Annotated in this window: 25 protein-coding genes and 4 tRNA genes; 4 read left to right on the top strand and 25 right to left on the bottom strand. The window is 65.7% G+C overall.

Features of this window, described 5'->3' with window-relative positions:
• Positions 1-19: 19 nt before the first annotated feature.
• From F573_RS0105790 to F573_RS0105700, 19 genes are all read right to left on the bottom strand, one after another.
• Entirely contained in the window at positions 20-1,054 is a 1,035-nt protein-coding gene (locus F573_RS0105790) for a lipoate--protein ligase family protein (RefSeq protein ID WP_019021800.1), read from the bottom strand.
• 6 nt (positions 1,055-1,060) lie between these two features.
• A complete protein-coding gene (locus tag F573_RS0105785) occupies positions 1,061-1,498 on the bottom strand; it encodes a hypothetical protein (RefSeq protein ID WP_026279531.1) in 438 nt (145 codons plus the stop codon).
• A 117-nt stretch (positions 1,499-1,615) separates the two neighbouring features.
• Positions 1,616-2,593 carry a hypothetical protein gene (locus F573_RS0105780; RefSeq protein WP_019021799.1) on the bottom strand — a complete coding sequence of 326 codons (978 nt, stop codon included), beginning with the start codon at positions 2,591-2,593 and terminating at the stop codon, positions 1,616-1,618.
• Positions 2,594-2,686: 93 nt separating this feature from the next.
• On the bottom strand, positions 2,687-4,015 hold the full coding sequence (locus tag F573_RS0105775) for an OmpP1/FadL family transporter (protein ID WP_019021798.1): 1,329 nt from the start codon (positions 4,013-4,015) through the stop codon (positions 2,687-2,689).
• 240 nt (positions 4,016-4,255) lie between these two features.
• Positions 4,256-5,434: a radical SAM protein gene (locus F573_RS0105770; protein WP_026300820.1), complete on the bottom strand. Its 1,179-nt coding sequence runs from the start codon at positions 5,432-5,434 to the stop codon at positions 4,256-4,258.
• Positions 5,435-5,488: 54 nt separating this feature from the next.
• Positions 5,489-6,571, bottom strand: coding sequence for an NAD(P)/FAD-dependent oxidoreductase (locus F573_RS0105765; RefSeq protein ID WP_026300819.1), 1,083 nt, complete (start codon positions 6,569-6,571; stop codon positions 5,489-5,491).
• A gap of 34 nt (positions 6,572-6,605) precedes the next feature.
• Positions 6,606-7,697: a biotin/lipoate A/B protein ligase family protein gene (locus tag F573_RS0105760; RefSeq protein WP_019021795.1), complete on the bottom strand. Its 1,092-nt coding sequence runs from the start codon at positions 7,695-7,697 to the stop codon at positions 6,606-6,608.
• Entirely contained in the window at positions 7,690-8,874 is a 1,185-nt protein-coding gene (locus F573_RS0105755; protein ID WP_018870315.1) for a radical SAM protein, read from the bottom strand. Before F573_RS0105755 ends, F573_RS0105760 begins: the two co-directional genes overlap by 8 nt.
• 107 nt (positions 8,875-8,981) lie before the next feature.
• Positions 8,982-9,419, bottom strand: a complete 438-nt coding sequence (locus tag F573_RS0105750; protein ID WP_077244523.1) for a glycine cleavage system protein H — start codon at positions 9,417-9,419, stop codon at positions 8,982-8,984.
• Between the two features lie 32 nt (positions 9,420-9,451).
• Complete coding sequence (locus F573_RS0105745) at positions 9,452-9,859, bottom strand: DsrE family protein (RefSeq protein ID WP_018870317.1); 408 nt, start codon at positions 9,857-9,859, stop codon at positions 9,452-9,454.
• Between the two features lie 9 nt (positions 9,860-9,868).
• Positions 9,869-10,315 (bottom strand): glycine cleavage system protein H, encoded by a 447-nt coding sequence (locus F573_RS0105740; protein WP_018935767.1) that lies wholly within the window; start codon positions 10,313-10,315, stop codon positions 9,869-9,871.
• Between the two features lie 102 nt (positions 10,316-10,417).
• Complete coding sequence (locus F573_RS0105735) at positions 10,418-11,329, bottom strand: CoB--CoM heterodisulfide reductase iron-sulfur subunit B family protein (protein WP_019021794.1); 912 nt, start codon at positions 11,327-11,329, stop codon at positions 10,418-10,420.
• A complete protein-coding gene (locus F573_RS0105730) occupies positions 11,322-12,038 on the bottom strand; it encodes a 4Fe-4S dicluster domain-containing protein (protein ID WP_018870320.1) in 717 nt (238 codons plus the stop codon). Before F573_RS0105730 ends, F573_RS0105735 begins: the two co-directional genes overlap by 8 nt.
• Positions 12,039-12,091: 53 nt before the next feature.
• Positions 12,092-12,964: a hypothetical protein gene (locus F573_RS0105725; RefSeq protein ID WP_019021793.1), complete on the bottom strand. Its 873-nt coding sequence runs from the start codon at positions 12,962-12,964 to the stop codon at positions 12,092-12,094.
• Positions 12,903-13,952 carry a CoB--CoM heterodisulfide reductase iron-sulfur subunit A family protein gene (locus tag F573_RS0105720; RefSeq protein WP_018870322.1) on the bottom strand — a complete coding sequence of 350 codons (1,050 nt, stop codon included), beginning with the start codon at positions 13,950-13,952 and terminating at the stop codon, positions 12,903-12,905. Before F573_RS0105720 ends, F573_RS0105725 begins: the two co-directional genes overlap by 62 nt.
• On the bottom strand, positions 13,952-15,358 hold the full coding sequence (locus F573_RS0105715; protein ID WP_019021792.1) for a heterodisulfide reductase-related iron-sulfur binding cluster: 1,407 nt from the start codon (positions 15,356-15,358) through the stop codon (positions 13,952-13,954). The genes F573_RS0105720 and F573_RS0105715 overlap by 1 nt, the downstream gene beginning before the upstream one ends.
• Positions 15,359-15,400: 42 nt before the next feature.
• Positions 15,401-16,075: a 4Fe-4S dicluster domain-containing protein gene (locus F573_RS0105710; RefSeq protein ID WP_018870324.1), complete on the bottom strand. Its 675-nt coding sequence runs from the start codon at positions 16,073-16,075 to the stop codon at positions 15,401-15,403.
• Positions 16,076-16,257: 182 nt separating this feature from the next.
• Entirely contained in the window at positions 16,258-16,488 is a 231-nt protein-coding gene (locus F573_RS0105705; protein ID WP_019021791.1) for a sulfurtransferase TusA family protein, read from the bottom strand.
• 104 nt (positions 16,489-16,592) lie between these two features.
• Entirely contained in the window at positions 16,593-16,922 is a 330-nt protein-coding gene (locus tag F573_RS0105700) for a rhodanese-like domain-containing protein (protein WP_019021790.1), read from the bottom strand.
• 245 nt (positions 16,923-17,167) lie between these two features.
• Here F573_RS0105700 and F573_RS0105695 point away from each other — a divergent pair, with 245 nt between their 5' ends.
• Positions 17,168-17,479, top strand: a complete 312-nt coding sequence (locus tag F573_RS0105695) for a hypothetical protein (RefSeq protein ID WP_018870327.1) — start codon at positions 17,168-17,170, stop codon at positions 17,477-17,479.
• Between the two features lie 55 nt (positions 17,480-17,534).
• Positions 17,535-18,962, top strand: a complete 1,428-nt coding sequence (locus tag F573_RS0105690) for a M48 family metalloprotease (RefSeq protein WP_019021789.1) — start codon at positions 17,535-17,537, stop codon at positions 18,960-18,962.
• A 133-nt stretch (positions 18,963-19,095) separates the two neighbouring features.
• Here F573_RS0105690 and F573_RS0105680 read toward each other — a convergent pair whose 3' ends face one another.
• The 5 genes from F573_RS0105680 to F573_RS0105660 all read right to left on the bottom strand — a co-directional run bounded on the left by F573_RS0105680 (position 19,096) and on the right by F573_RS0105660 (position 20,140).
• Positions 19,096-19,515, bottom strand: coding sequence for a nucleotidyltransferase domain-containing protein (locus tag F573_RS0105680; RefSeq protein WP_019021787.1), 420 nt, complete (start codon positions 19,513-19,515; stop codon positions 19,096-19,098).
• Positions 19,516-19,718: 203 nt separating this feature from the next.
• Positions 19,719-19,794: transfer RNA gene (locus F573_RS0105675), tRNA-Lys, on the bottom strand.
• A 27-nt stretch (positions 19,795-19,821) separates the two neighbouring features.
• Positions 19,822-19,897 (bottom strand) — tRNA-His (locus tag F573_RS0105670).
• A gap of 43 nt (positions 19,898-19,940) precedes the next feature.
• Positions 19,941-20,017, bottom strand: a tRNA-Arg gene (locus F573_RS0105665).
• A 46-nt stretch (positions 20,018-20,063) separates the two neighbouring features.
• Positions 20,064-20,140: transfer RNA gene (locus tag F573_RS0105660), tRNA-Pro, on the bottom strand.
• A 175-nt stretch (positions 20,141-20,315) separates the two neighbouring features.
• On the opposite strand from F573_RS0105660, the gene folD reads away from it, so the two are divergent.
• Positions 20,316-21,179 carry a bifunctional methylenetetrahydrofolate dehydrogenase/methenyltetrahydrofolate cyclohydrolase FolD gene (folD, locus tag F573_RS0105655; protein ID WP_019021786.1) on the top strand — a complete coding sequence of 288 codons (864 nt, stop codon included), beginning with the start codon at positions 20,316-20,318 and terminating at the stop codon, positions 21,177-21,179.
• A 25-nt stretch (positions 21,180-21,204) separates the two neighbouring features.
• Here the strand turns inward: folD and gltX are convergent, their stop codons facing one another.
• On the bottom strand, positions 21,205-22,647 hold the full coding sequence (gltX, locus tag F573_RS0105650) for a glutamate--tRNA ligase (RefSeq protein ID WP_019021785.1): 1,443 nt from the start codon (positions 22,645-22,647) through the stop codon (positions 21,205-21,207).
• A gap of 487 nt (positions 22,648-23,134) precedes the next feature.
• Between gltX and F573_RS0105645 the strand changes: the two genes are divergently transcribed.
• Positions 23,135-23,647 (top strand): peptidylprolyl isomerase, encoded by a 513-nt coding sequence (locus F573_RS0105645; protein WP_026300818.1) that lies wholly within the window; start codon positions 23,135-23,137, stop codon positions 23,645-23,647.
• Positions 23,648-23,649 lie beyond the last annotated feature (2 nt).

Here is a 23,649-nt window from a genome sequence, read left to right as displayed (position 1 = left end):
TCGGTGTCTCCTTCGAAATTCAGGCGATGCCGCGGTACAGCGCATCGATGCGGGCGCTGACCGCATCGGCCACCGCAGGGTCGAGGCAGCCGGCCAGGCGCGAGCGCAGATGCAGACGCTCCGGCAGCTCGCCCGCCACGCGCTCGCCGAGGACGCGGTCCACTGCGGGGTCCTCGCACCAGACGCGGGCGATGTGCTGTCCTTCCACGTGCAGGCGCAGGCGCCCGCAGGCCACCCGTGTCTCGAACACGTGATTGTCACGATTGACCCGGATCCCCTCCGGCACGGACGGGCGCGCATCCCCGTCCGCGAGATCGTCCAGTTCCTCGTAGCCGGCCGCCAGCCATGCTTCCAGGGTCGCCGCGTCCGGCGTCACCTCCACCGGCGGCGCCTCGAAGCGGCGTTCCGTGACCCGGCGCAGCGAGTCGCGCAGGGCCGCGGAATCCGGCGCCCGCCCCAGCTCCCCGGCGCAGTCGGTCATGCCGGCCTGCAGTACCGGGCGCAGCCATTCGCGATACCCCTCGCTCGGGGCCCGCACGCAGGCGAGGAAATCCTCCACCGGGAAACGTCCGAGAAAGCTCGCGCCGAATACCGAGCCCTCGTTCAGGGTGGCCGCACCGGTACCCATGATCTTGCGGCCCTGCACCCAGACATCCTGCCCGCGGGGTTCCACCCCCTGCAGGCCCAGCTCGCGCAACACGTCCACGGCCATGGCCAGGCCCTGCGCGAACAGATGCCGGGGGCCGCGCTTGAGGACACGGCTCGGCCGGATCACGAAGAAGCAGTCCTGGTCGGCATCCACCCATACCGAACCACCGCCCAGGGGGCGCCGCACCACCGGGATGCCACGCGCGGCACAGTGGTCCAGATCGAGGTCGGCTTCGGGGTCCTGACTGCCGCCCACCGAGACATGCGCCTCGCGCGAGCGCGCCCACAGTACCCGGGGCGGAGCGTCCGGCGGAGTGGACGCCGCCAGCCCGGTATACAGGGCATGCAGCTCCGTCGCCGACCGCTCCCCGGCATCGATCCATTCCGGAGCGGCCGGGGTCGTCATCGCGCCTTATTCCTCCGACGGCTGGCCGGCGGCCGCGTCGCCCTGCTGCTCCTGATCCTTGTCATCGTTCCCCGGCTTGTAGAAATAACGGAAATAGAAGTCGGAGCGCGACAGATCCTCGTACAGCTTGGCCCGTTCCTCGACCCCGGTGCGCATGATATCCACCAGCGCCTCGGCCTGCTGGCCGTCGATGATGTGCATGCCGCCCAGCAGCTCCTGGTCGGTGTCGAGGAAATGCTGCGCCAGCTCCTCGGGCTCCTGCACGAACACCAGGAACGCCTTGCATTCGGGATCTTCGAGGTCCAGCGGCTGCATCACCAGTTTGCCGAGCCACGCCTGACGCGCGACCTGGTTGAACTGATGGATGTCCAGCTTGCGACCCTTCTTGTACTTGTTGAGTTCGTTGCGGATCTCGCCCATGTTGGCGATTTTCATTGATTTCATGGCCTGCTTCCTGCCGCGAGTGAACGGGGAGGATAAACAACCCCGGCCCCCCTACGTAAGAAACCCCGGCGGACCGGGGTTCTTGAGTGCAACCAGGGGTTTTTCCCGGGCCGGGATTCAGTCATCCCACTGGAAGCCGGAGGACGCGAATCCGGCGGCCTCCTGCAGGGCCTCTTCCACGGCTCCCGGGGCACTGCGCAGCTGGATGAAACTGTTCGACCCCAGCATGCTCAGGTCGGGGAAATGCAGCGCCATGCGAAAGCGCATGTGGAGCGCCTCCACGTCGCCGCCATTGACCAGGACCTCGTAGGGCACGTAGGCGGTGTGGCGACGTGCATTGACGTCGACCGTCTCCAGGGCGTTGCGATCGGACGCATCCTCCTCGGCCCCGTCCGCGACGCGGATCGCCACGCCGACCAGGGTTGCGTCGCGCCCCGGGATATCCACGCGATAGACCTCGCTGACACCGCCGGCCCGTTCCTCCAGACCTGCGCTCAGCACCTCGAGGGCTTCCGCACGCGAACCCCGGCCGCCAAGCTCGTAGGGCGCGTCGAAACGTTCCATGCCGAACGCATAGCGATACCGGTTGAGGTCGCGCTGGCTCTTGCCGTCCTCGTGGCCGAAGGTCTCCTCGGCCCCGAGGGCCTCTTCCAGCGACGCCGCGACACCGTCCAGCGGCACCTCGACACGATAGGCGTGCTGGAAGTAAACCGGATGCGTGTAGCTGACCTGCACTTCGCCGTCGACCTCGGTGATGCCGACACGCATCGGCGCGATATAAGCCGCACGGTCATGCGAGGCGGCCGCCTCCAGCAGGTCGTCGCTGGTCGCCACCAGCACGCGGGCCGAGTCGGTGACATCGTACTCACCGAGGATCTCGAAATCCGCGCCCTCCAGACGCTCGCGCGCCTCGTCGGCCACCTCGGAGACGCCGGCCCCGCCGTCGGTCCAGGCCAGCACGAACGGGCGATACTCGTCCGCGGTGGCGGACGCCGCCGCGGCCATCAGGGTCACGGCCACCAGCCCGGCCGTCAGTGACCGGACGATCCCGGTCGAGCCACCAGCTTGCAGCGGCTTGCGATGAAACAATGACATGGGTACTGCTCCTTCGATCAATGGGAAGCGGGACATCGCCGTCGACCCCGGCCGGGGCCGCAACCCCGGGGCCGGTGGATCGACGGGCCGACCTCAGAAGCGGTAGCTGTAGCCCAGCTCCAGCTCGTACTGCTTCATCTCGATCTCGATGTCCTGGTCCGGATCAAACGCGTTCGATCCGGAGACCGAATTGCTGGGCGCGTACATCGCCGCGAAGCTCAGCTCGTGCTGGTCGCCGAACGACTTGGTGAAGCCCGCGGTGTAGTGATGCGTCATCACCCCCGGCGCGAGGATATTCATGGTCACCTGGTCCGAATCGATCGGATTGTCACCGCGGTTGTAACCCACGCGTACCTGCCAGTCGTTCGGCAGCTCGAACTGGGCACCGATCTTGTAGACGTTGATGTCATCCCATCCGAAACCGCGCCCGTCGGAGGTGCCGAAGACAGGTTGGCCGAAATCGTCGGCCGTCGGCCCGTCATTGGAAATCGCGTCCACGTCGGAGTAATTGATGCGCTGGTAGTCGGCCACCAGAGTCACCGTGGGGGTCACCTCCCAGGCCACGCCCATGCCCCAGGTCGACGGGATGTCGAACGACCCGCCCTCGGCGAACAGCCCGGCATAGTCGTCGAAATCGGAATTGCGGATCTTGGAGCGGTAATTGGCCCCCAGGCGCACGCCCTCCGCGACCTCGGCCTGGATGCCGATCTGCGCGCCGTAGCCCCAGGAGTCATCCGTGCCATTGCCGGAGAAGTTCTCCGGCTCCTCCGACATGTTGCCAACATTAGGATCTGCAAAAGTCTGGATCCCCTTCGCCTCGAACCGCTGATAGGAGATGATCGGGCTGAAGCCCACGCTCACTCGGCCGTCGGCAAACCGCTGCGCATAGGTCGGGATGATCGCCAGCTGCTCCAGGTCTACCCCGGCCGATCCGGCACAAAACGGCCCCGTATTGGTCGGAGTATTAGGATCTTTTTGACAAAATTCGTTGTCGAAAGCGGGATAATCGGTATTCATGCCCCCATTACCGAGGAAGGCGATGCCCCAGGAGCGGTCTTCATCGATCTGCTGGACGAAACCCAGCGACGGGATGAAGAAGTTCTTGCTGTCACTCTCGACCTCGCCCGGGGCCAGAGGGAAGGTCCCCGCTTGCCCGGGCTGGCCCGCCTCATACGAACGTTCGGGCCGAAAGTAAGTCAGGGCCCCGTCGAAGCGGGTTTCCATGCCGGCGATGCCGGCCGGGTTGATGCCCGGGGCGTAGGCGTCCTGCGAGATGGCCATGCCGACGCCGCCCATGCCCTTGGCCTTGATGCCGTAGCCATGGGCGAAGTAGCCGTTGGTGGCCTGTGCGGTACCGGCGGCCCCCAGGGCCAGGCCGACCGCCATCGTCATCGCGCTGCGGCGAATGAAGCGTGCTTCCATTGTTGTCTCCTTTGGTGGTCTTCTTGTTGTAGCCGGGGGCGGATTGGCTCCCCCATCGGCTCGGGATACCCGCACCGCTGACCATACGGACGGGCATCTTTTTCGGCGGCCCCCCTGCCGCTCGAAATTTCGGCGGCCCCCCTGCCGCTCGAAACCTGAATATTCAAAACCGCTTATCGGCGCCCTGACGTGCGAAAGCCCCGCAGGGCGGGGCTTTCGTCGGGGACTTGATTGTTATGCTTACCGGGCCGATGTTTCGTCCTCGGCCTCATCGTCGGCGTCGAAATCGAAGGTGCCGACGTCTTCGCCATCCATCTGCCGCTTCACGAATCCGACGTCACTGCTGTTCAGCGCGAACGGGAACGACAGGATGTCCGTCGGGCTGGAATCGCCATAGGGGCGATTGCAGGCCGAGACCTCCTCGTCCGACTTGCCGGGGCAGCCGGAGGTCTGGAACGGCTTGCCGGAGGCGATCAGTTCCTCGACCTCGGACTGCGGCAGACCGAAGTCCACCACCTGGCCGTCGTCGTTGAATTTCATGTCGTCGATGCGGCCACCGGCGTAATCGATGATGAAGCGGCCCAGCTGCACGCGGCGCCACTGATCGCGCGGAACCGGCTTCCAGTCTTCCATCAGCGAGCCTTCCTCGGGGAAGAAGGCGAACATGTGGTTGTGGCCACCCAGGTCACGGATGCGCTGGCAGACCTGCAGGATCTCTTCCTCGGTCTCGCCCATGCCGCAGATCAGATGCGCGCCGAACTTCTCCGGGCCGAAGATCTCGGCGGCCCACTCGATGGACTGCCAGTACTTGTCCCAGGTATGCGGGCTCTCGACCGACTTGCCGCGGGTGCGCTCGAAGATCTCCGGGGTCACCGCGTCCAGCGCGACGGTGAAGATGTCCGCGCCCTTGTCCCGCAGGAGCTGGAGGTCTTCATAGCTCATGGTGGTCGGGTTGGACAGGATCGACACCGGGATGTGATTGACCTCGGCGACCCACTTCTCCAGCAGCTCGACGGTGTCGGCATCGGAGTTGGGATGGGTGATCATGGAGATGCACATGCGCTCGAACTGGCCGGCGTCGGCGTTGTTCTTCACGCGTTCGATCACCTCGTCGTATTTGGCGGTGGGCCAGTCGACGCGGATGAAGTTGCGGTCGGCGTAGTCACGCGATTCCTCGCGGTGGCGCGCCAGCCCGCAGTAGGAACAGTTGGCGCGGCAGCCTTCCGGATAGGTGACCAGCAGGTTCAGGCAGTGGGTGCAGGACGTGCGATGCATGGTCCCCGGCACCAGGCCCAGCGTAATCGCGGCCGCCGTGGACATCTGCACGTATTCCGGCGAACGCATGTCCGGGGTCTTGATGTGATAGTCCGGCCGATAGAAGTTTACCGGCGCGACCATCTCCTCTGCACTTGCACTCATTGTTTTCCTCCAGCGTTGTCTCGGGGATGCGGGGCATCCATCGACCGGGCCCGATTACGCGGCCCGATCACCATCGTCGAAATACTCGGAAAATGCAATCCATCCACGGCGCTGCGTTGCGTCGTCGTTCGCCCGCGGCGTGCGCCAGTGCTGATTGAGAAACGCACGCCGGCGGCAGGCGCGCTCCAGCGCCGGGCCGTACTGGCTGCGCATCTCGTCGTCGTAGTCCTCCAGGGCCTCGTCATCGCCGCCCAGGTCATCCACGATCGCCTGCGCGGCGGCCTCGCCGGAGACCACCGCCGCGGCGATCCCCGCCCCGGTGATCGGATGGGTCAGCCCGGCGGCATCGCCCACGAACAGCACCGGCCCGTGGACCAGCTGCTCGCGCAGACCGCCCACCGGGATGGCACCGCCGGTGCGGTGCACGATCTCGGTGCCCAGCAGCCCCTGCTCCACCAGCTGCGCATGCAGCGTCTCCAGCGGGGTCTTCATGTCGCGCTCCAGGCGCTTGTCGGCGCCCAGCCCGAGGTTGGCCCATTCGCCCTTGGGGAACAGCCAGGCATACCCGCCGGGGAAATCGTCCGACAGCCAGACGTCGGTCGCGGTGTACGGTCGCAGCAGCGGCACGGTGTACTGGCGGGTCTGCACCACCGGCAGCGGATCCAGCCCCAGGGCCGCAGCCACGGGGGAATGCGGGCCGTCGCCGGCCATCAGGAAGCGAAAGCCGACCTCGACCGCCTCACCCGCGTGCTTCACCCGGGCCACGCGCCGGTCCACATCCACGTCGGTCAGCGGAGTGGACATCGCCACCTGCGCCCCGGCAGCCTCGGCGGCGCGGATGATCGCACGGTCGAACTCGCCACGATCGACCATCAGGCCGGGGAAGTCGGACTGCTCCACCGCGCCGGAGGGCAGGAAGCTCTGCATGGAATCGATGCGCTGATGCAGCACGCCGTCCGGCTTCGCATAGGCGCCCATGGGGTTGGGGATGAACTCGGCGCATTGCACCGGCTCGCCGCGGGCGCGGTTGCGTTCCACCGCCAGCACCGACAGCCCCGCTTCGGCCGCCACGCGGGCGGCGGAGGCCCCGCCGGGGCCCAGCCCGACCACCAGTACGTCGACCGAAGCGGGCAGCATCAGGCGCACCCCGCCGGGTTGGGGACACCGTTCATTATTCGGCGGCCTCGTCGGTTTCCGCCTGCGCCAGGGCCTCGCGCAGGGCGGCGATGAAGTCTTCCGGCGTCAACTGCAGCATCTCCACCTCGCGTTCGGCGAAGAAGGCGCGCACGCGGTCCTCCATCTCGGTGACGGGAGTATCCTTCAGGCTGGCCTCCAGATCCGCGATGGTGCGGGTCGGCTTGACGAAGACATCGCCGGTGATCCAGACCTGCTTGAGATGGCTGCGCTCGGGGTCCACCGCCGCACCCACGCGCATCAGGCCGCCGTCGCAGCGATACACCGCCTCGTGCAGCGGGGCATCGGTCGCGGGGCGGTTGCGCTGGTACACCCATTCGTCGCTGTCGATCTCGGCCAGCGCCTCGCGGAACGCGGCGTCTTCTTCTGCCAGCAGGTCGGCCGGAGCCGCCTCCACCGCGAACTCGCGCGCGATCGCCTCGGCGATGGTGCGTTTCACGTGGTCCAGATCCGGGGTCTCGCCCAACAGGGTGGCCATGTTGGCCACGCGGTCACGCGCCGACTCGATCGCCTTGTCGGAGAGCTTCTCCGCGGGGATGCGCAGGATGCGCAGCATGTCCTCAACGTCGAACTCGATCAGCAGCGTCCCCTGGTAGAGGATGGACTCGCCGTCGAAGGCGCCGCCGGTACCGGAGATCTTGCGGCCGTCCACCTCGATGTCGTTGCGTGGACGGAAGCGCGCATCAACGCCCAGCTTCTGCATGCCCTCGGCCGCTGCAGTGCAGATGCGTTCGGCGATCCGGCCCATGTCGGCAGTGCCGAGGAACTGCTTGTCGAGGTAAAGCTCCCAGCCCAGCTGGGTGCTGTCGAAGTAGATCGCGCCACCGCCGGTGATCCGGCGCTGGATCGCGATCCCCTGCTCGCGGCAGTAATCGGCGTGGATCTCCTGATCCACGTTCTGGTGGAAGCCCACCAGCGCGCAGGGCTCGAACTGGAGGAAACGCAGGGTATGCGGCGAATGGCCCTCCTGGTGGCACTCCAGCAGGGCGCGGTTGAACGCCATGTTCTCCGCGGCCGGGCGCAGGCCGGTATCCAGGATGCGCAGCGTCTTCTGATCACGTTCAGGCATGACAGCCACCCCCCGAGGCCACGGCCCCGCCTTCGGTCACGATGCGAATGCCACCCAGGCCCTCGCGCGCCTTGCGCTCCTGTTCGCGCCGGCGGGCCTCTTCGGCAACGATGGTGTCCAGATCCAGTTCAACCCCGCTGGCGTTGTCCGCGGCCTCGGCCATCACCTCGTCGCCCACCGCGATGGAACAGCAGGCGGGCGTGACGCGTACGTTCTTGCCCAGCCGCGCAGCCAGCTCGACCACGCCCTCGGCCGGATGCGCGATCCCCGACAGCCCGGCCATCACGGCATAGCTGTCGATCTGGCTCTTGGCCTCGCCCGGCGGCCGGGCGCACCCGAGCAGCAGCGGGGTGTCGCCCAGGCGTTCGCGGGCGTCATGGAAGAAACGGCCCACCGCGTGCACGTCCGGGGTTTCGAACGGCCGACTGGCCGGGGCATAGAACGGCATGACCACCACCAGGACCACCGCATCGGGCAGATGCCGGGCCAGCATCTCGAGCGCGTTCCACTCGCCGAGCAGCTTGCCGTAGTGGAGCCCGACCACGATGTGGGGCACAACCTTCATGTTGGTCTTGACCAGGCTCTCCAGGGTCCGCTCGAAGTCGTCGACGCTGCGGCGCAGGTGATAGACCTGCGTGATGGTGTCCTGCGCACCGATCACGTCCATCATCGCCGCGTCGATCCCGGCCTGCTCCATGGACAGCGCGATGTCGTCGTCCACCAGGGCGGTGTGCATCGCGATACGGAAATCCGGGAACTCGTCCTTGATCCGGCGGATGGTCGAGTAATAGGGCCCGTACTCCACCTCGTTGCGGTGGTTCGAGCCGCCAGTCAGCAGCATCCCCTGGGCGCCGGATTCGATCACCTGATTGACCTCCCGCCACAGGTCTTCGGGGCTGCGCACCGGGATCATCGGTTCCAGGATCTTGGCCTTGCAGTGGTCGCAGGCCAGCTTGCAGTCCCCGCCGGTGATCGACATCGCGGGCCAGGCGCTTTTCCCGCAGTCGGCCAGTTCGCTGGTCTGGTAGGACTTGAAGGTCGGGGTGTAAAAATGCACCGAGTCACTGCCCGCAATCGCGCCGCCTCCCCGGGCCTGAAGATCCTCCACCAGCAACGGATCCACGGGGACGTCTTCCAGGGGTTCAACCCGCCGGATCACATCGTTCCAGCTCGTCATCGGCTCTCTCCGGGTGCGCGCAATTTGTTGAACGTTTTACTGCGGTATTAGTGACAAAAAAGAGGCCGCCGATCCCTCGGGAACGACGGCCCCTTCGCGAAAGACCTTCAGCAGCCGCCGAAGCCGTCCGCTTCCATCTTGGCTTCGAATGCCGCCAGGGCATCGGAGCCGGTCTTCAGCTCGGCGCTTTCGCCGTCCCAGTCTTCCGGCTTCAGCTTGATCAGCCAGCCTTCACCGTAGGGATCTTCGTTGATCAGGCCCGGGTTCGCGGCGACCTTGTCGTTGGTTTCGGTGACTTCGCCGGTGACCGGGGTCTTGGCCGGGCCAACCCACTTGCCGGATTCAACCGTGGTGCAGGACTTGTCCTTCTTGACCGACTTTCCCACTTTCTTGGGGGTGTACGACACGATCGTGCCGGCCAGCGAGCAGGCATAGGAGGTCAGGCCGACGGTGGCGGTACCATCGCTCTCCTTGCGCACCCAGACGTTGTTTTCAACGTTGTACATCAGATCTTCCGGAATATCACAACCCCGAACAGCGCCCATAATTACCTCCTGGATGAGTAAAGCGGGAAAGACTAGAAAGTTATCGTTTTGTCACTACGCAGGATCAGGTCAGCGAGCTCGCTGGCCCGATTGACTTCATCGACCTCGTCCACGAGATCGGAAGACGCGTCGATTCTATACCCCGGCAAAGCGGGCTGGCAAACGTGCAGACGAACCCCGGCACGCTTTGCGTCCCGGATGAACTCGCTGATCGGCTTGCCCCCTTCCATGGCCCTCAGATTCTCCGCCACGCCCTGCTCCATCAGCTTCACCCCTTCCATGGTGAAAAAGATGTACACGTCCACGTCCATCGACGCCATCACCGCGCCCAGATAGAACGGCGTGGCGCAACGCGCGGGCGTCGACGGGCCCGAAGTCATCACGAACACGACGGTCTGTTCGTCGTTGTCGAGATAGTAGTCGTCGTCGAGATCGGCCATGGTCACCCCTCAGCGCAGCTTGCGCTGGCACTCGATATCGTCTTCACGCGCCCGCCGGCAATAGCCTTCGTGCGCCTTGTCCCCCGTGACGAACTCCGCCAGCGCCGCATCCGCCCCGTTGGTCGCCTCGACCCGCGCGATCCACGCATTGTAGGGATCCGAATTCAGCAGGACCGGGTTCTCCAGCACCTCCTCGTTCCCCTCGACGATCTTGCAGTCGATGAAATTCGGGATCGGGCCGGCCCACTTGCCGCTCTCGATCGTCGCCACCGGCTTGCCCGGCGGCCGCCGGGTCCCCGGCCGCCGCACGCGCACGTGGATGATCTTGCCCGCAATGGTCTGGGACAGATCGGTCATGCCGACGGTCAGCGTGTCGTCGTCCTCCCGCCGCAGCCAGATCTGGTATTCGTCGTCGTAGAACAGTTCAGGATGGAACTCGCAGCCGTTGCAATCCATGATTCGCCTCGTTCCCGGACGCCCACGCGCCCGTGCTCCACAAAAAAACGGGCGCAGCGCGCCCGTTTTGTCGTATCAAGCCTGGATGTCGAAAGAAGGGGATCAGAGGACCCCCTTCTCCTTCAGCAGGCCGATCGAGTCACTCACGTTCTCGTGAATGCCCAGCTTGCGCGGCGACAGGCCCATGGCCAGGCCCAGCAGCTGCGTGAAGTAAAGCACCTTCACGTCGGTCTTGATGCCGAACTCGGTTTCGGCACGGACCTGGTGCATCTCCAGACCGGAGTGGCAGGTCGGGCATTCGGTCGCGATCACCTCGGCGCCGGAATCCTCGGCCGACTGCAGCAGGTTCAGCACCAGCTGGGTCGAGGTATCCGAGTCGGACAGCGTATGGGCGCCGCCGCAGCAGGACGTCTTCAGCGGGAAGTCAACGTTGACGCCGCCGGCGGCCCCCAGCAGGTCATCCATGAAATGCGGCTGATAGCTGGAATCGGAGCCCGGGCCGTTGTCCTTCTCCGGGAAGATCTGCCGCGGCCGGGTGTACATGCAGCCATAGTAATTCGCGATCTTCAGGCCGTTCAGGCTCTTGGTCATCTTCTGCTTGATGCCCTCGGGACCCAGCTCCTCCATCAGCCATTCCAGCAGATGCAGGGTGCGCACGTCCCCGGAATACACCGGATCGTCCGACTGGCGGGCCAGGTCCTGAACCGTATTCATCGTCTCGTCGGACGTCGCGGTCTCGTACTCGGCCTTCTTCAGATTGTGATAGCAGCCATTGCACGGCGCCATCACCGTGTCCATGCCCATCTGCTCGGAGGCGATGGCCATGTTCCGGGCCGACAGATAGGTCTGCAGCATCGGATGGACGTTCTTCACCTCCATCGCCCCGCAGCAGTTCCAGTCGCGCAGGTTCTCCATCTCGAGGCCCAGCGCCTTGACCAGCACGCGGGTCGAACGGTCGTAGGGACCGCCGGAGCCCTCGAGGGCACACCCGGGATAGTAAGCAACCTTAGCCATGAGCGGCCTCCTTCTGTTCGCGCACGTAGTTCTTCAGCACGTCCCCGGTCTTGCCCCAGGACTTGGTGCGCGGCGTATGTACGGTATTGAAGCCCATCGCCATCAGGTGCTTCACCGGCAGGTGTTTCATCATGCGGAAGATGAACACCTTCAGCCATTCCTGGACGAGCGGCTGGCCGGACTTCTTGAAGAAGTTCTGCATGACCTTGCCGTCTTCAATCCGACCGGTCTTGTAGATCTGGTCGGCAAACTCTTCGTCGAACATCGTGGAGGGGGCCTTTTCGGTAATGCCCTCTTCCTCCATCCAGTGCGCCAGCGCCTTCATCACGCCCTCGGGCTTCACGTCCTTGGGGCAGATGTTGGTGCACTTGTTGCACGACACGCACTGCCAGATGATGTCCTTGTCCTTGACCAGCTCTTCCTTCATGCCCAGGCGGGTCAGGTAGATCCAGTAGCGCGGATTGAACTGCACGTTCTGCGCATACATGGTGCAGGAGTTGGTGCAGGACCCGCACTGCCAGCAGCGGTGCACGTACTCGCCGCCGGTGTAGCTCTGGATCTTCTTCTCGAAATCGTCGTCGTAGTCGCGGACCGTGCGCGGGGCAATCATGGTGTTCCAGTGCCCGGACACGTCCACGCCGTCGACCACCAGCTCGTCGTGCTGCTGGAGCCGCTCGTCCTCGATCAGTGCCTTCTCGTGTATTGCCATGACGTCTCTCCGAAAACCTGTCCAACCAGGCTCAAACTCGATTCAGTTATTATTCAGTGCAACGAAGCCTGCTCGCCCTTCAGGCGCCCCTCGGGAGAATCGATCCCGAGCAGTTTCACCACAAGCTCCAGCGGATCCTCGCGGGCCCCGAACTGGGCATCGATCAGCCCCAGGCTCATCGACAGCGACCTGGCGTAGTCGGAATACGCCTGCACCCAGAGCAGATCCGTGACGAAATGGAGATCCCGATAGAACCCCATGTCGTGCAGGGCCTCGTAGAACCATTGCCGCATGCCCAGCAGCGCTGCATAGCCGTCGTCGATCGGGATCTCCCGCAGGGTGTCGTTCCCGCGGATGAATTCCCGCATCGCGCCGGCCGTGGTACCGGAGTCCCACACCCAGCGATTGGCCAGCGGCAGCGCCTCCGGATCCGCGAAGTGCAGGATCTCCGAACCGAAGTCCCACAGTCCGCGCCGAAGCTTGCGATCGTCACCGGCGAGATCGGCGAAGGCCTGCACCCGTTCATCCGGATGAACATCCGGCCGTACCAGGCTTCGTACGCCTTCGACCACCGCGCCCTGACGCTCCGCCAGCAGCGGCCCCAGCTTGCGCCGCACCGAGAACACCAGGCCGCCCAGGGTCCGCACGTCGGCGTCGTCGATCTCGTCACCCTTCGCGACGACCTCGGCGAACACCTCGTGTTTGGACTGCAGCGCCTCAATGAAGGTCTGCAATCCCTGAACCCCGCCGGCGTCGGCGATGTTCTCCTGCAGCGTGTTCAGCTTCGTTGCAAGGATGTCCCTGTCAAAGGTGACACGAGGCGGTACCGGCGTCAGATCCGGCACCGCCTCGTCCTTGACCACCTCAGCCGGCTTTCTGAACCAGCGCATGCAGGTCCGCCACGGCCCGGCCACCCGCGGCCGCACCCTGGGCGATCGAGTCGTCGATCGTCTCGGGGCCGTACGCCGCGCCGCAGGCATAGATGCCCTTGCGCGTGGTACCGCAGGTGTTGGTGTACTGCTCGGCCTTCTCGAGGAAGCCGTGCTTCTCGAGACCAACGCCGAACACCTGGGAGATCTCCGGGTTGTCGGCGTTGGGGTCCATGCCGATCGCATGCACGACCATGTCGAACGGGATCACGATCGGGCGCTTGACCAGGGTGTCCTCGCCCTTGACCAGCAGGCGGCCGTCACCGGAGGACGTCACTTCGGCGATACGCGCCTTGACGAACTTGGTCTTGAACTCTTCCTGGGACTTCCAGTAGTACTTGTCCTCGTACAGACCGAAGGTACGGATGTCCATGTAGTAGATGAACACGTCGGTCTCGGGGGACAGTTCCTTGATCTCCATGGCCATGTTCGCGGACACGGTGCAGCAGATCTTGGAGCACCACTCGCGACCGATCTGGCGGTCACGCGAGCCCACGCACAGCAGGATGCAGACCCGCTCCGGCACACGGCCGTCGGAGGGGCAGGCGATGTTGCCCGAGGCGACCATCTGTTCCACCTGGGTGGTGGTCAGCACGTCCTCGTAGGTGCCGAAGCCCCACTCCGGCTTGTTGATGGAGTCGAAGTGGGTAAAGCCGGTGGCCAGCACGACCGAGCCGGCCTGCACGGTTTCGCCATTGGTCAGCGTGGCGGTGAAGTTGCCCGCCTCGCCGTCCAGCTTCTCGACCTTGGCACTCTTGTGCACGGCCACGCTGGAGTCGTCCTCGACGCGCTTGACCATGCGGCCAATCGCCTCGGAAGCCCACTCGCCGGAGGGGACCAGCTTGGCATAGCCCGACAGGATCGGGGCACCGCCCAGGACGTCTTCCTTTTCGACCATGACGGCCTTGTAGCCGGCCGAGGTCACGTTCGCGGCGGCGGACAGGCCCGCCGGACCTCCGCCAACAACCAGTACAGTATCTTGCATCACACCTTGCCCCCGTATGCGAGTTCAGGATTGTAGAGGTATTCGATGTTCCCGGCCTCGACCTCCTTGAGGTACTCCTGGAAGGTCTTCTTGGCTTCGGACCAGGACATGCCCATCTTCTCGACCAGATCTTCGCAGGGCGACGCGTGCCACTGCAGCTGGACGATCTTGAACGGATCCGCGCCGCAGGCCAGGGCCGCGAACTGGACTTCCGCCATGATCGGGATCTGGAAGTTCTGGTTATGCGCCTTGCCGATCCACTGGTTCTTGTCCATGGTCGTGACGCAGCCGGTGTCGTTGGCCAGCATCACGTCGGCATTGGCCTCTTCGCGTGCCACCCGGATCTTGCGGTCCATCGTGAACGAGCGGGTGAACTCACGCTCGGAGATGATGTGCCGGAAGCCGAAGCCGCAGCAGTCGTACCAGGTGGAGTAGTCGATCACCTGAGCACCCAGTGCCTGGGCGGTGGAGGTGATGATGGCGGTACGGTTGCCGCCCAGCACGGACTGATCGTAGACCGCGTCCTCGTGCACCATCTTGTAGTAATGGCAGGCCACGTGGGCGGTGGTGCGGATGTTGGACACGTCGATGGTCTGCAGCTCGGACGCGATGCGGTTGCGCATCACGTGGACCCACTCGGAGTAGTGGATGATCTCTTCAGGGATCACGAGCTTGCCGTCGACCAGACGGCCCAGCTTGCCGAGGATCTTGGTGACCTTCTCGCGCAGTTCCGCGGACTCCACCAGGAACTTGCGGATCTCCTTGTAGTTGCCGAAGGAGGTGCCGCAGTGGACCAGCGGATAGAAGTGGCCCAGGTCGTGGCCGTGCTGCTTGCCGGAGACGTAGGCCTGGTGGAAGTTACGCAGGAATACCGCGGCCAGCGACTCGACGTTGCCGATGCCGGAACCGTGGTAGTTCCACGCGGTGCAGGACGTCTGGTCGGTCTCGTCGAGGTAGTCCTTGCCGGGTTCGAAGCCGAACTGGTTCATGAACCACAGCAGCGATGTCGGATAGCCCGGGATGTTGCCGCACTGGCCACAGGACTTGTGGTGCCACAGCTGCTTGGTCGGGACCTGCTTGTCCCAGCCGAACAGCGTCTGCACGGTCGCCGGCTCGTGCTGATCCGTGATCCGGTGGATGATGATCTGACCGTCCTTCTCGAGCTCGTACATGTGCTCGCGGACGTCATCCATGCGGTCGCCGAGGTCGATGGTGCGGCGGTCGACGTGCTTGCGCACCCAGTCGGTGGCCTTTACGGCCTCTTCCTGCGACAGATCGGTCGCCTGGAAGAAGGAGCCGTGACCGGCAACGCCCTGGCCGTCGGTGTTGTGATAGCCGGGCTTCATGGCGCCGGCGCCGGCACCTTCACCGTTCTGGTTGTGATTGCCTGGAGTCTGTTCACTCATAACGCTTCTCCTGATGTCGCGGAACCGGAGGGACGTCGACGATCACTCGTCGTCTTCCTCTTCCTGCTCCTCGAGCCAGTCTTCGTAATCCTCGCGCTTCTCGTCGATGAAGTCCTCGATCACGTCGAAGAGGTTTTCATCCATCAGTTCGAGGGACTTCAGAACGCCGGTCATTTCCCAGATGGTGTACATCTCGACCGAGGTCTTGAGCGAGACCTCCCAGGCGGTTTCCACGGTCTGCAGGGTCTTCACCGGGATGGCCTTGCGCAGCACCTGGAGATCGCCTTCCACCTTCTGGATGTTGGGACCCCAGTCCGGGAAGTGATCGGGCTGGATCATGTCGGGCGAAAGCTGGTTGCCCGTCGTGATCAGCTTGAGCATCACGCGCCCGAACGGACGAAGCACGTCCTTGGCCGACTGCATCTCGTGCTTGATGGCCACCTCGCGCATGATCGCGACGAGACCGCCGGGGGAGTTCTTGAACGGGCAGCGGGCGGCGCAGGTCATGCACTGGGCGCAGGCCCAGATCTTTTCCTGCATCGCGTCGTAGATCTGCTCGACGTTCTCGGTCCAGAGCAGCTGGACGATCTCGCGCGGGGAATAGTCGTAGAACTGGGCGGAAGGGCACGTCGCCGTGCAGATCCCGCAGTTCAGGCAGCCGTTGAGATCATGGTCGTAGCGAAAATCTCCGCGGATGTCGTCGAAGATTTGCTGCATCTCAGCATATGTCGCCATATGTCACCTCTTCGCTGTGGGCGAGCAGGCCTCTTTTGTACGGACCTTGCAGCCAGCCTAGATCGGGTCCAGGCATCAATCCAGTTACCTCACGGTAACCGCGTCTACCGGCAGCCCGGGGCCGTTCGCGGGACCGGACCCGGGCTTCGATGCGTCAGGAGACCTCAGGCCTTCTTGACCAGGAAGTAGAACTTGCCGCCCTCTTCCTTGTGCTCCATCAGTTCGTTGCCGGTCTGCTTGGCGAACGCCTCGAAGTCCTTCACCGCGCCCGGATCGGTGGCGATGATGTGCAGCACCTGACCGGCGTCCATGGAGGCCAGCGCCTTCTTGGCACGCAGGATGGGCAGCGGGCAGTTCAGGCCGGAGGCGTCGAGCTCTTGATCGAAGTTGGCCATGGCTTTCTCTCCTTTGTGAGTCTTCGTAATGGTTGACCGTTACCGGTCGTGGATCCGCCGAACTCCCCCTTATAGGGGAAACGGAATCGGAATACAACCAGATGCTAATCGGGCGTGACAATCGAGCGGCCGGACTGCGCCCAGCCCATGATGCCGCCCCGCAGGTTGTAAACGCCCTCCACGCCCTGCTGGGACATGAAGGCGCAGGCCTGCGCCGAACGCGCCCCGCTCTGGCAGTAGAACACCACGGGGACTTCGTCCTCGGTGAACTCGTCCTTGCGCGGCGGCACCGCCGCCAGCGGCACGAGTTTGGCGCCGGGGATCACCCCGCGTCCGGTCTCGCCCGGCTGGCGCACGTCCACCAGACGGAAGGCTCGACCTTCCGCGCGCCACTGTTCCAGTTCATCCGGGGTGATTTCCGAGAATCCGTACACGGCCAGCTCCAGTTTCCGGTTAACGTCCGGGCGGTGTAGCAGGTGCGAGGCTTCCTTGCAGAATGGCCACGCACACGGTGGGCGCGGAGCATAGCGAAACGGGCGACAAATGCAAATGGCATGACGGCATCCGCGAGGCCCGGGGAGGAGGGTGCGGACCGCACTGCTCCGGAACCGCTATCGCCCCCCGCGGTCAGACATGATAAGGTCACGCCCGCCTAAACAGTCCTGCGGAGGATTTTCCGGTGGAAAAGAGTGATTTCCAGGTAGACGGCCACTACGCCGTGACGATGAAGGACGCCCAGGGCAAGCTGCGCCCGGCGAACATCTACGTCCATCGCATGGAGGACGATCACATGATCGTTCGTTACACCTCCGGCGGCGACGTGGGCCTGCTGTTCAAGCTCAAGTACGACGACGTGGTGAAGATTGCACGCACCCACAAGGTTCTGGACCGCAAGAAGTTCATGGTCCCCGATTCCGTGCTGGATCCGAAACTGTGGAAGGACCGCGACAGCATGCGGGCCTACTCCTCGGCCCCCGGCCTGGGCAAGTAACCCGCAAGCGGCAGCACCACGCTGCGGGGGCCGGCACACCGCCGGCCCCCGTATCATGAAAAAGACCCTCCTCACGTTCCTGATCCCGCTTCTTCTGGTGCTCTTTCTGGCACCGGCGAGCACCTCTGCGGATACCTCCCTCCCGCGCCTTGGCGAAGCCTCGGGCGGCGTGCTGACCCCCGCCGAAGAAAGCGAGCTCGGCCGCTCCCTGCTGCGCGAAGTACGACGCTCCCTGCCGGTCGTGGACGACGCGGAAATCCGCTTTTACGTAGAATCGCTGGGTCAGCAGCTCGCCAGCCACAGCGATGGCGAGGGCATCACCTTCCACTTCATCCCGATCGACAACGATCAGGTCAACGCCTTTGCGATGCCGGGCGGCATCATCGGTGTCCACACCGGGCTGATGCTGGAAACGTGGGACGAGGCGGAGCTCGCCGCGGTCATGGCGCACGAGATCGCCCACGTGACCCAGCGCCACCTCGCACGCATGTTCGCGCGCGGGCGCGAGGTCAATTTTCGCACCGGCCTGGCGATCCTCGCCGGGGTCCTGGCAGCGGGGATCGACCCGCAGCTCGGTCAGGCGGTGATCACCGGCGGCGTCGCCAGCGGCATGCAGTCCCAGATCAACTTCACGCGCGCCAACGAGGCGGAAGCCGACCGCGTCGGCATGCGCATCCTGGCCGCCAGCGATTTCGACGCTGATGCGATGGCCGATTTCTTCGAGCGCATGCAGGAGCTTTCCCGGGGGGCGGGCGACGCGGTACCCGAATATCTGCGCACCCACCCGGTCACGCTCGACCGCATCACCGATGCGCGCAACCGTGCGCGCGACAAGCCCGAAGGCGTGCGCAACCAGGGCCCGGAATTCGCCTGGATGCAGGCCCGCGCCCGGGCGCTGAGCGATCCGCGGCGCGCGCTGGACCGGATCGGCGAGGATGCCTCCGCCGCCGAGCTGTACGGGGGCGCCATCGCACAACTGGAACGCGGCAACCCGCGCGAGGCCCGCCAGCTGCTGGAACGGATCGACGCGCCCGACGCCCCCACACTCACCCTGGAACTGGCGCGGATCGCCGTGGAACGCGCAACGGGGGAACACGCCGCGGCCCTCACCAGTCTCGAGGACCTGGACGCCGTCTACCCCGGCCACCCGGTGGTGCGCGAGCGCATGGCCCGCGTCCAGCGCGACCTCGGAAACTACGACCGGGCCCTGCGGATCACCTCGCGCATGATCCGCGAAACCGAAGCACCGGAACCGGCCCTGCTGCGCCTGCAGGCGGACATCGCCAGCGAGGCCGGCCGCGAGGCCCTGCGCCACGAAACCATGGCCGAGTATTTCTTCCATCGGGGCCAGTACGAAGAAGCCGTACGGCAGTTCGAGGTGGCCCTGGAGGCCGGGGACGCCAGCGAGCGCGACCGCCAGCGCATCGAGGACAAGCGCGAGACGGCCAGCCGCACGGCACGAGAATTCCGCGAGGACCGGTAACAGCCCTGCGCGCACACGCGGACGACACCCGCGCGGTCAAATGTCAGCGAGGAACTCGTCCTCGTCGTACCGTGCAATCCGCTCCAGGACGGCGAGGTTTTCCGAGATGGCCTCGAGTCGCCTGCGAATGACTTCAGGCCTGACCATCGAGCAGCCTTTCCTTCAGGGCCTCGCGCTGGACACGGAGGTAGGGTTCGAAATCGAAGTATTCCCGCAGCGCAAGCGAGTAGTAACTGCCCCGATCGAAGTCGGGCCCGGCATGCAACAGGCAGTTCGGCCGTACGGCCTCGAAACGCAATGCCGGATCCGCGCCATCGAGCAGCACCAGATCCACCGCATCCAGCCCTTCCCGCGCCAGATCCGTCAGGATGTCCAGGCGGCGCGGCTCGATCGCCCCGGCGGGGCCGACCAGCGCAAGATCGATGTCACTGTCCTCCCGCGCCCGACCCTCCGCGCGAGAGCCGAACAGAAAGACCGCATCCACTTCACGGTAGCGCGCGAATACCCTTTTCACCCGCTCGGCGATCGTCTCGATTGTCAGGGCAGCCGTCATTGATCGTGTTCCACACCGGAGTATCCATCAATGTAGCACGGCGCGATCCGGCTCCGGGGCCATACCGCCGGTGGGGTACGCATGCGGGGGGGGGGGGCACTCATGGCGCGGCCTCGAGGCTAGTGGCCGCCGGGGCGTTCACGATCTCCCCGTCCGGGAGCTGCCAGACAGCTCGGGCCAGGATGCAGAAATAAAGACAAGGATGGTGGGCCGTGAAGGAATCGAACCTTCAACCAATGGATTAAGAGTCCACTGCTCTACCAATTGAGCTAACGGCCCCCGGTACGGACGAGTACAAACGAGGGATGGGGTGACCGATGGGACTCGAACCCACGACAACCGGAGTCACAATCCGGGACTCTACCAACTGAGCTACGGTCACCACCGTATTGTTTCACTGCTTCGGCCATTGCCGATCCGGGCTCTGGCGCGCCCGGCAGGACTCGAACCTGCAACCGCCGGCTTAGAAGGCCGGTGCTCTATCCGGTTGAGCTACGAGCGCGTTTGCCGCCGGGCATCCGGGTTGTTCCAGCCGGTTGCGTCCGCCATGGTCGGGGTAGAGGGATTTGAACCCCCGACATCCTGCTCCCAAAGCAGGCGCGCTACCAGACTGCGCTATACCCCGTCGAGCCGTTCCCGCAATGGGTCCTGCACAGCGAGTGCAAAATCGTAGCGCCGGGAGGCCCCCGGGTCAAGCCATGGCCCGCGTCGCAGCCCCCGGGGATCGTGTCCGACCTTCCTTGAGGACCCGGCTGTGCCATGGGATCATCGCGTTCAGCCCTCCTGCCGGACGAGACCGAATGACAGCCCAGACCATCGACGGACGCGCCATCGCGCAGACCCACCGCGCCCGCATCGCCACCGAGATCGAATCCATGACCTCGCGCGATCTGCGCCCGCCGGGTCTCGCTGTGGTCCTGGTGGGGGCCGATCCGGCTTCGCAGGTGTACGTGCGCAACAAGCGCAAGGCCTGTGAACAGGTCGGCGTGGTCTCGCACTCCTACGACCTGCCGTCGGGCACGCCGCAGACCGATCTGCTGGCGCTGATCGACCAGCTCAACGCCGACCGCACCATCGACGGGATCCTGGTCCAGCTGCCGCTGCCGGAACACATCGACCCGGAGACCATCATCGAGCGCATCTCCCCGGCCAAGGACGTAGACGGCTTCCACCCCTACAACGTCGGGCGGCTGGTGGCGCGCATCCCGCGCCTGCGTCCCTGCACGCCCTGGGGCGTCATCCAGCTGCTGCGGCATATCGAGGAGCCGTTCAAGGGGCGCACCGCCTGCATCATCGGCGCGTCCAACATCGTCGGCCGGCCGATGGCGCTGGAACTGCTGCTGGCCGGCGCCACGCCGACGATCTGCCACCGGTTCACCCCGGATACCGCGGCCATCGCCCGCCAGTCCGACATCCTGGTGGCTGCAGCGGGCAAGCCCGGGCTGGTCAGGCCCGACTGGATCAAGCCGGGCGCCACGGTCATCGACATCGGCATCAACCGGCGCGACGACGGCACCCTGTGCGGCGACGTGGAGTTCGACGGCGCGGCGGAAAAGGCGGACTGGATCACCCCGGTGCCCGGCGGCGTGGGCCCGATGACGGTCGCCATGCTGCTGGACAACACCCTGCGGGCGCGGGCGTTCGGCACCCACGAGGCGGCCTGAACGGCCACCCCGCCGACCCGGGGGTTCAGTCGGCGGCCGCAGCCGCCACGTCGCGCGCGGCCTGCAGCCGGACGCGGGTACGCTCCGGGCCCAGATATTCACGGATGCGCGGCAGCTCCGGGCCGAAGGTCTGGCCCGACAGCGCCGCGCGCAGCGGCATGAACAGGCCGCGCCCCTTGCGACCCGTCGCCGCTCCCGCGGCCTTTGCCATTTCGGAGAAATCCCTGCTGGTATCCAGCGCCTCCAGCGCGACCTCGAACAGCGCCGGCCCGGCGGCCTCGATCTCCCCGCGGGCCGCCTCGCTCAACGGCGGCGGATCCTCGGCGAAGGCGGCCACCCAGCACCGCGCGTCTTCGACCGATGCGATGTTGTCGCGCGCCAGCGCGAGCCACTCCGCGCGCCCGGCCTCCGGCAGCGGCTCCAGCACGCCCAGCCCCGCGAGATGCGCCTGCAGATCCGTGTCCGACAGCGCGCGCAGGGCCTCGGCCTGCCAGTGTTCCAGCTGGCGCGGGTCGTGGCGCGCGGCGGAATGGCCGATGCGCCCCGGGTCAAACCCCTGCGCCAGCCCCTCCAGCGACAGCAGGCCCTCCTCCTCGTAACGATGACCCAGCCGCGCGAGGTGGTTGAGGATCGCCAGCGGCAGCACCCCGGCCTCGCGCAGTTCGCGGATGCTGGCCGAACCGTTGCGCTTGGACAGCGGAGCCCCGTCGTCGCCGTTGACCAGCGGCAGGTGGTGATAGCCGGGCGCCGGCAGTTCCAGCGCCTCCAGCAACAGCAGCTGGCGCGGGGTGTTGGCGATGTGATCCTCGCCGCGCACCACGTCGGTGACCCCCATCAGGGCATCGTCCACCGCGTTGGAGAAGAAGAACGCCGGCGTACCGTCCGAGCGCCGGATCACGAAGTCGCCGATCTCGTCGGTGCGGAACTTCACCGCGCCGCGCACTCCGTCCTCGAAGCGCACCGTGCGCCCCAGCGGCACGCGGAAACGCAGGGTCGGGCGCTGCCCTTCGGCCTCGCGGCGGCGCGCCTCCTCCGGGTCCAGTCCGGCACAGGTGCCGGGGTAGCGCGGCGGCTTGCCCTGGGCACGCATGCGCTTGCGCCCGCGCTCGAGTTCTTCCGGCGTGCAGAAACAGGGATACGCCAGGCCGGCCTCGATCAGCCGGTCGTAGTAGGCCTGGTAGAGCCCCGTACGCTGTGACTGGGCATAGGGGCCGGCGTCGCCGGCGGCCGCGCCGTACCCCTCGTCCCAGTCCAGCCCCAGCCACTGCAGATCCTGCTGCAGCGCCTCGACGAACTCCGCACGCGAGCGTTCCGCATCGGTGTCCTCGATGCGCAGCAGGAAATGCCCGCCGCGCGCCCGCGCCAGCAGGGCGCTGAACAGCGCGGTACGCAGATTGCCAAGGTGCAGAAGCCCGGTGGGGCTGGGCGCGAAACGGGTGCGGGTCACGGTTGTCGTCATGGCGCGCATGGTAGCCGAGCCACCCCGGTGCGGCCAGCACCGCCCGTCTCGAGGGGCGCTCGCGCCAGGCCATTCGTGCCCCGGTCATCGCGAGTCGCTAACCCCTCGCCCTCGTCATCAGCGAGGAACCGCAGCTCTCCCCCCGTCATTGCGAGGAGCCGAAGGCGACGCGGCAATCGGCCGGGGCTGGCTTGCGCGCAGGATCAGGTGGCTGCGGATGGAGATCGCCACGTCGCTGCGCGACTCGCGATGACGAGGGCGAGGGCTTTGCGACTCGCGATGACGAGGGGGGAGAGCTTCGGGACTCGCGATGACGGGAGGCGGGCAGCGGGACGCGGGACGCGGGACGCGGGACGCGGGCCGACTGGAACCGGCGGGGGTCCCCGGTTACCATGCCGGCTCCTGATTCCGGAGTGTCGTCATGCCCCGTCCTGTTCCGCCGGCCGGCATCGCCGCGGCCCTCCTGATCCTCGTCCTCAGCTTTCCGGGAGCCCTCATGGCCGAATCCAGCCCCAAGGTCGCGCTTGAAACCACGCACGGCCGCATCGTCCTGCAACTCGACGCCGAAGCCGCGCCGGAGACCGTCGCCAACTTCCTGCAATACGTCGACGACGGCTTCTACGACGGCACGCTGTTCCATCGCGTGATCCCCGGCTTCATGGTCCAGGGCGGTGGCATGGACAAGGACATGCGCCAGAAGCCCACGCGCGACCCGATCCGCAACGAGGCGGACAACGGCCTGAAGAACAAGGTCGGCGCGGTCTCCATGGCTCGCACCCAGGACCCGCATTCGGCCACCGCGCAGTTCTTCATCAATGTCAACGACAACGACTTCCTCAACCACACCGCTCCCAACCCGCAGGGCTGGGGTTACACGGCGTTCGGGGAAGTGATCGAAGGCATGGACGTCGTGCGCACCATCGAGGGCGTGCCCACCGGCCGTTCCGGCATGCATCAGGACGTACCGCAGGAACCCGTGGTCCTGGAAAGCGCCCGCCGCGCCGACTGATC

Origin of the sequence: Thioalkalivibrio sp. ALE23 (assembly GCF_000378545.1) — a bacterium.
Taxonomy (GTDB): Bacteria; Pseudomonadota; Gammaproteobacteria; order Ectothiorhodospirales; family Ectothiorhodospiraceae; genus Thioalkalivibrio.
This window is presented reverse-complemented; position numbering and strand designations above follow the sequence as displayed.

Coding starts and splice junctions, on each gene's coding strand:
- F573_RS0105745 (WP_018870317.1), bottom strand. CDS start 9,859: ATGGCCGATCTCGACGACGACTACTATCTCGACAACGACGAACAGACC.
- F573_RS0105785 (WP_026279531.1), bottom strand. CDS start 1,498: ATGAAATCAATGAAAATCGCCAACATGGGCGAGATCCGCAACGAACTC.
- F573_RS0105705 (WP_019021791.1), bottom strand. CDS start 16,488: ATGGCCAACTTCGATCAAGAGCTCGACGCCTCCGGCCTGAACTGCCCG.
- F573_RS0105720 (WP_018870322.1), bottom strand. CDS start 13,952: ATGCAAGATACTGTACTGGTTGTTGGCGGAGGTCCGGCGGGCCTGTCC.
- folD (WP_019021786.1), top strand. CDS start 20,316: ATGACAGCCCAGACCATCGACGGACGCGCCATCGCGCAGACCCACCGC.
- F573_RS0105775 (WP_019021798.1), bottom strand. CDS start 4,015: ATGGAAGCACGCTTCATTCGCCGCAGCGCGATGACGATGGCGGTCGGC.
- F573_RS0105710 (WP_018870324.1), bottom strand. CDS start 16,075: ATGCAGCAAATCTTCGACGACATCCGCGGAGATTTTCGCTACGACCAT.
- F573_RS0105715 (WP_019021792.1), bottom strand. CDS start 15,358: ATGAGTGAACAGACTCCAGGCAATCACAACCAGAACGGTGAAGGTGCC.
- F573_RS0105740 (WP_018935767.1), bottom strand. CDS start 10,315: ATGGATTGCAACGGCTGCGAGTTCCATCCTGAACTGTTCTACGACGAC.
- F573_RS0105735 (WP_019021794.1), bottom strand. CDS start 11,329: ATGGCTAAGGTTGCTTACTATCCCGGGTGTGCCCTCGAGGGCTCCGGC.
- F573_RS0105680 (WP_019021787.1), bottom strand. CDS start 19,515: ATGACGGCTGCCCTGACAATCGAGACGATCGCCGAGCGGGTGAAAAGG.
- F573_RS0105645 (WP_026300818.1), top strand. CDS start 23,135: ATGGCCGAATCCAGCCCCAAGGTCGCGCTTGAAACCACGCACGGCCGC.
- F573_RS0105750 (WP_077244523.1), bottom strand. CDS start 9,419: ATGGGCGCTGTTCGGGGTTGTGATATTCCGGAAGATCTGATGTACAAC.
- F573_RS0105755 (WP_018870315.1), bottom strand. CDS start 8,874: ATGACGAGCTGGAACGATGTGATCCGGCGGGTTGAACCCCTGGAAGAC.
- F573_RS0105780 (WP_019021799.1), bottom strand. CDS start 2,593: ATGTCATTGTTTCATCGCAAGCCGCTGCAAGCTGGTGGCTCGACCGGG.
- F573_RS0105730 (WP_018870320.1), bottom strand. CDS start 12,038: ATGGCAATACACGAGAAGGCACTGATCGAGGACGAGCGGCTCCAGCAG.
- F573_RS0105765 (WP_026300819.1), bottom strand. CDS start 6,571: ATGCTGCCCGCTTCGGTCGACGTACTGGTGGTCGGGCTGGGCCCCGGC.
- F573_RS0105790 (WP_019021800.1), bottom strand. CDS start 1,054: ATGACGACCCCGGCCGCTCCGGAATGGATCGATGCCGGGGAGCGGTCG.
- F573_RS0105760 (WP_019021795.1), bottom strand. CDS start 7,697: ATGCCTGAACGTGATCAGAAGACGCTGCGCATCCTGGATACCGGCCTG.
- F573_RS0105690 (WP_019021789.1), top strand. CDS start 17,535: ATGAAAAAGACCCTCCTCACGTTCCTGATCCCGCTTCTTCTGGTGCTC.
- F573_RS0105770 (WP_026300820.1), bottom strand. CDS start 5,434: ATGAGTGCAAGTGCAGAGGAGATGGTCGCGCCGGTAAACTTCTATCGG.
- gltX (WP_019021785.1), bottom strand. CDS start 22,647: ATGCGCGCCATGACGACAACCGTGACCCGCACCCGTTTCGCGCCCAGC.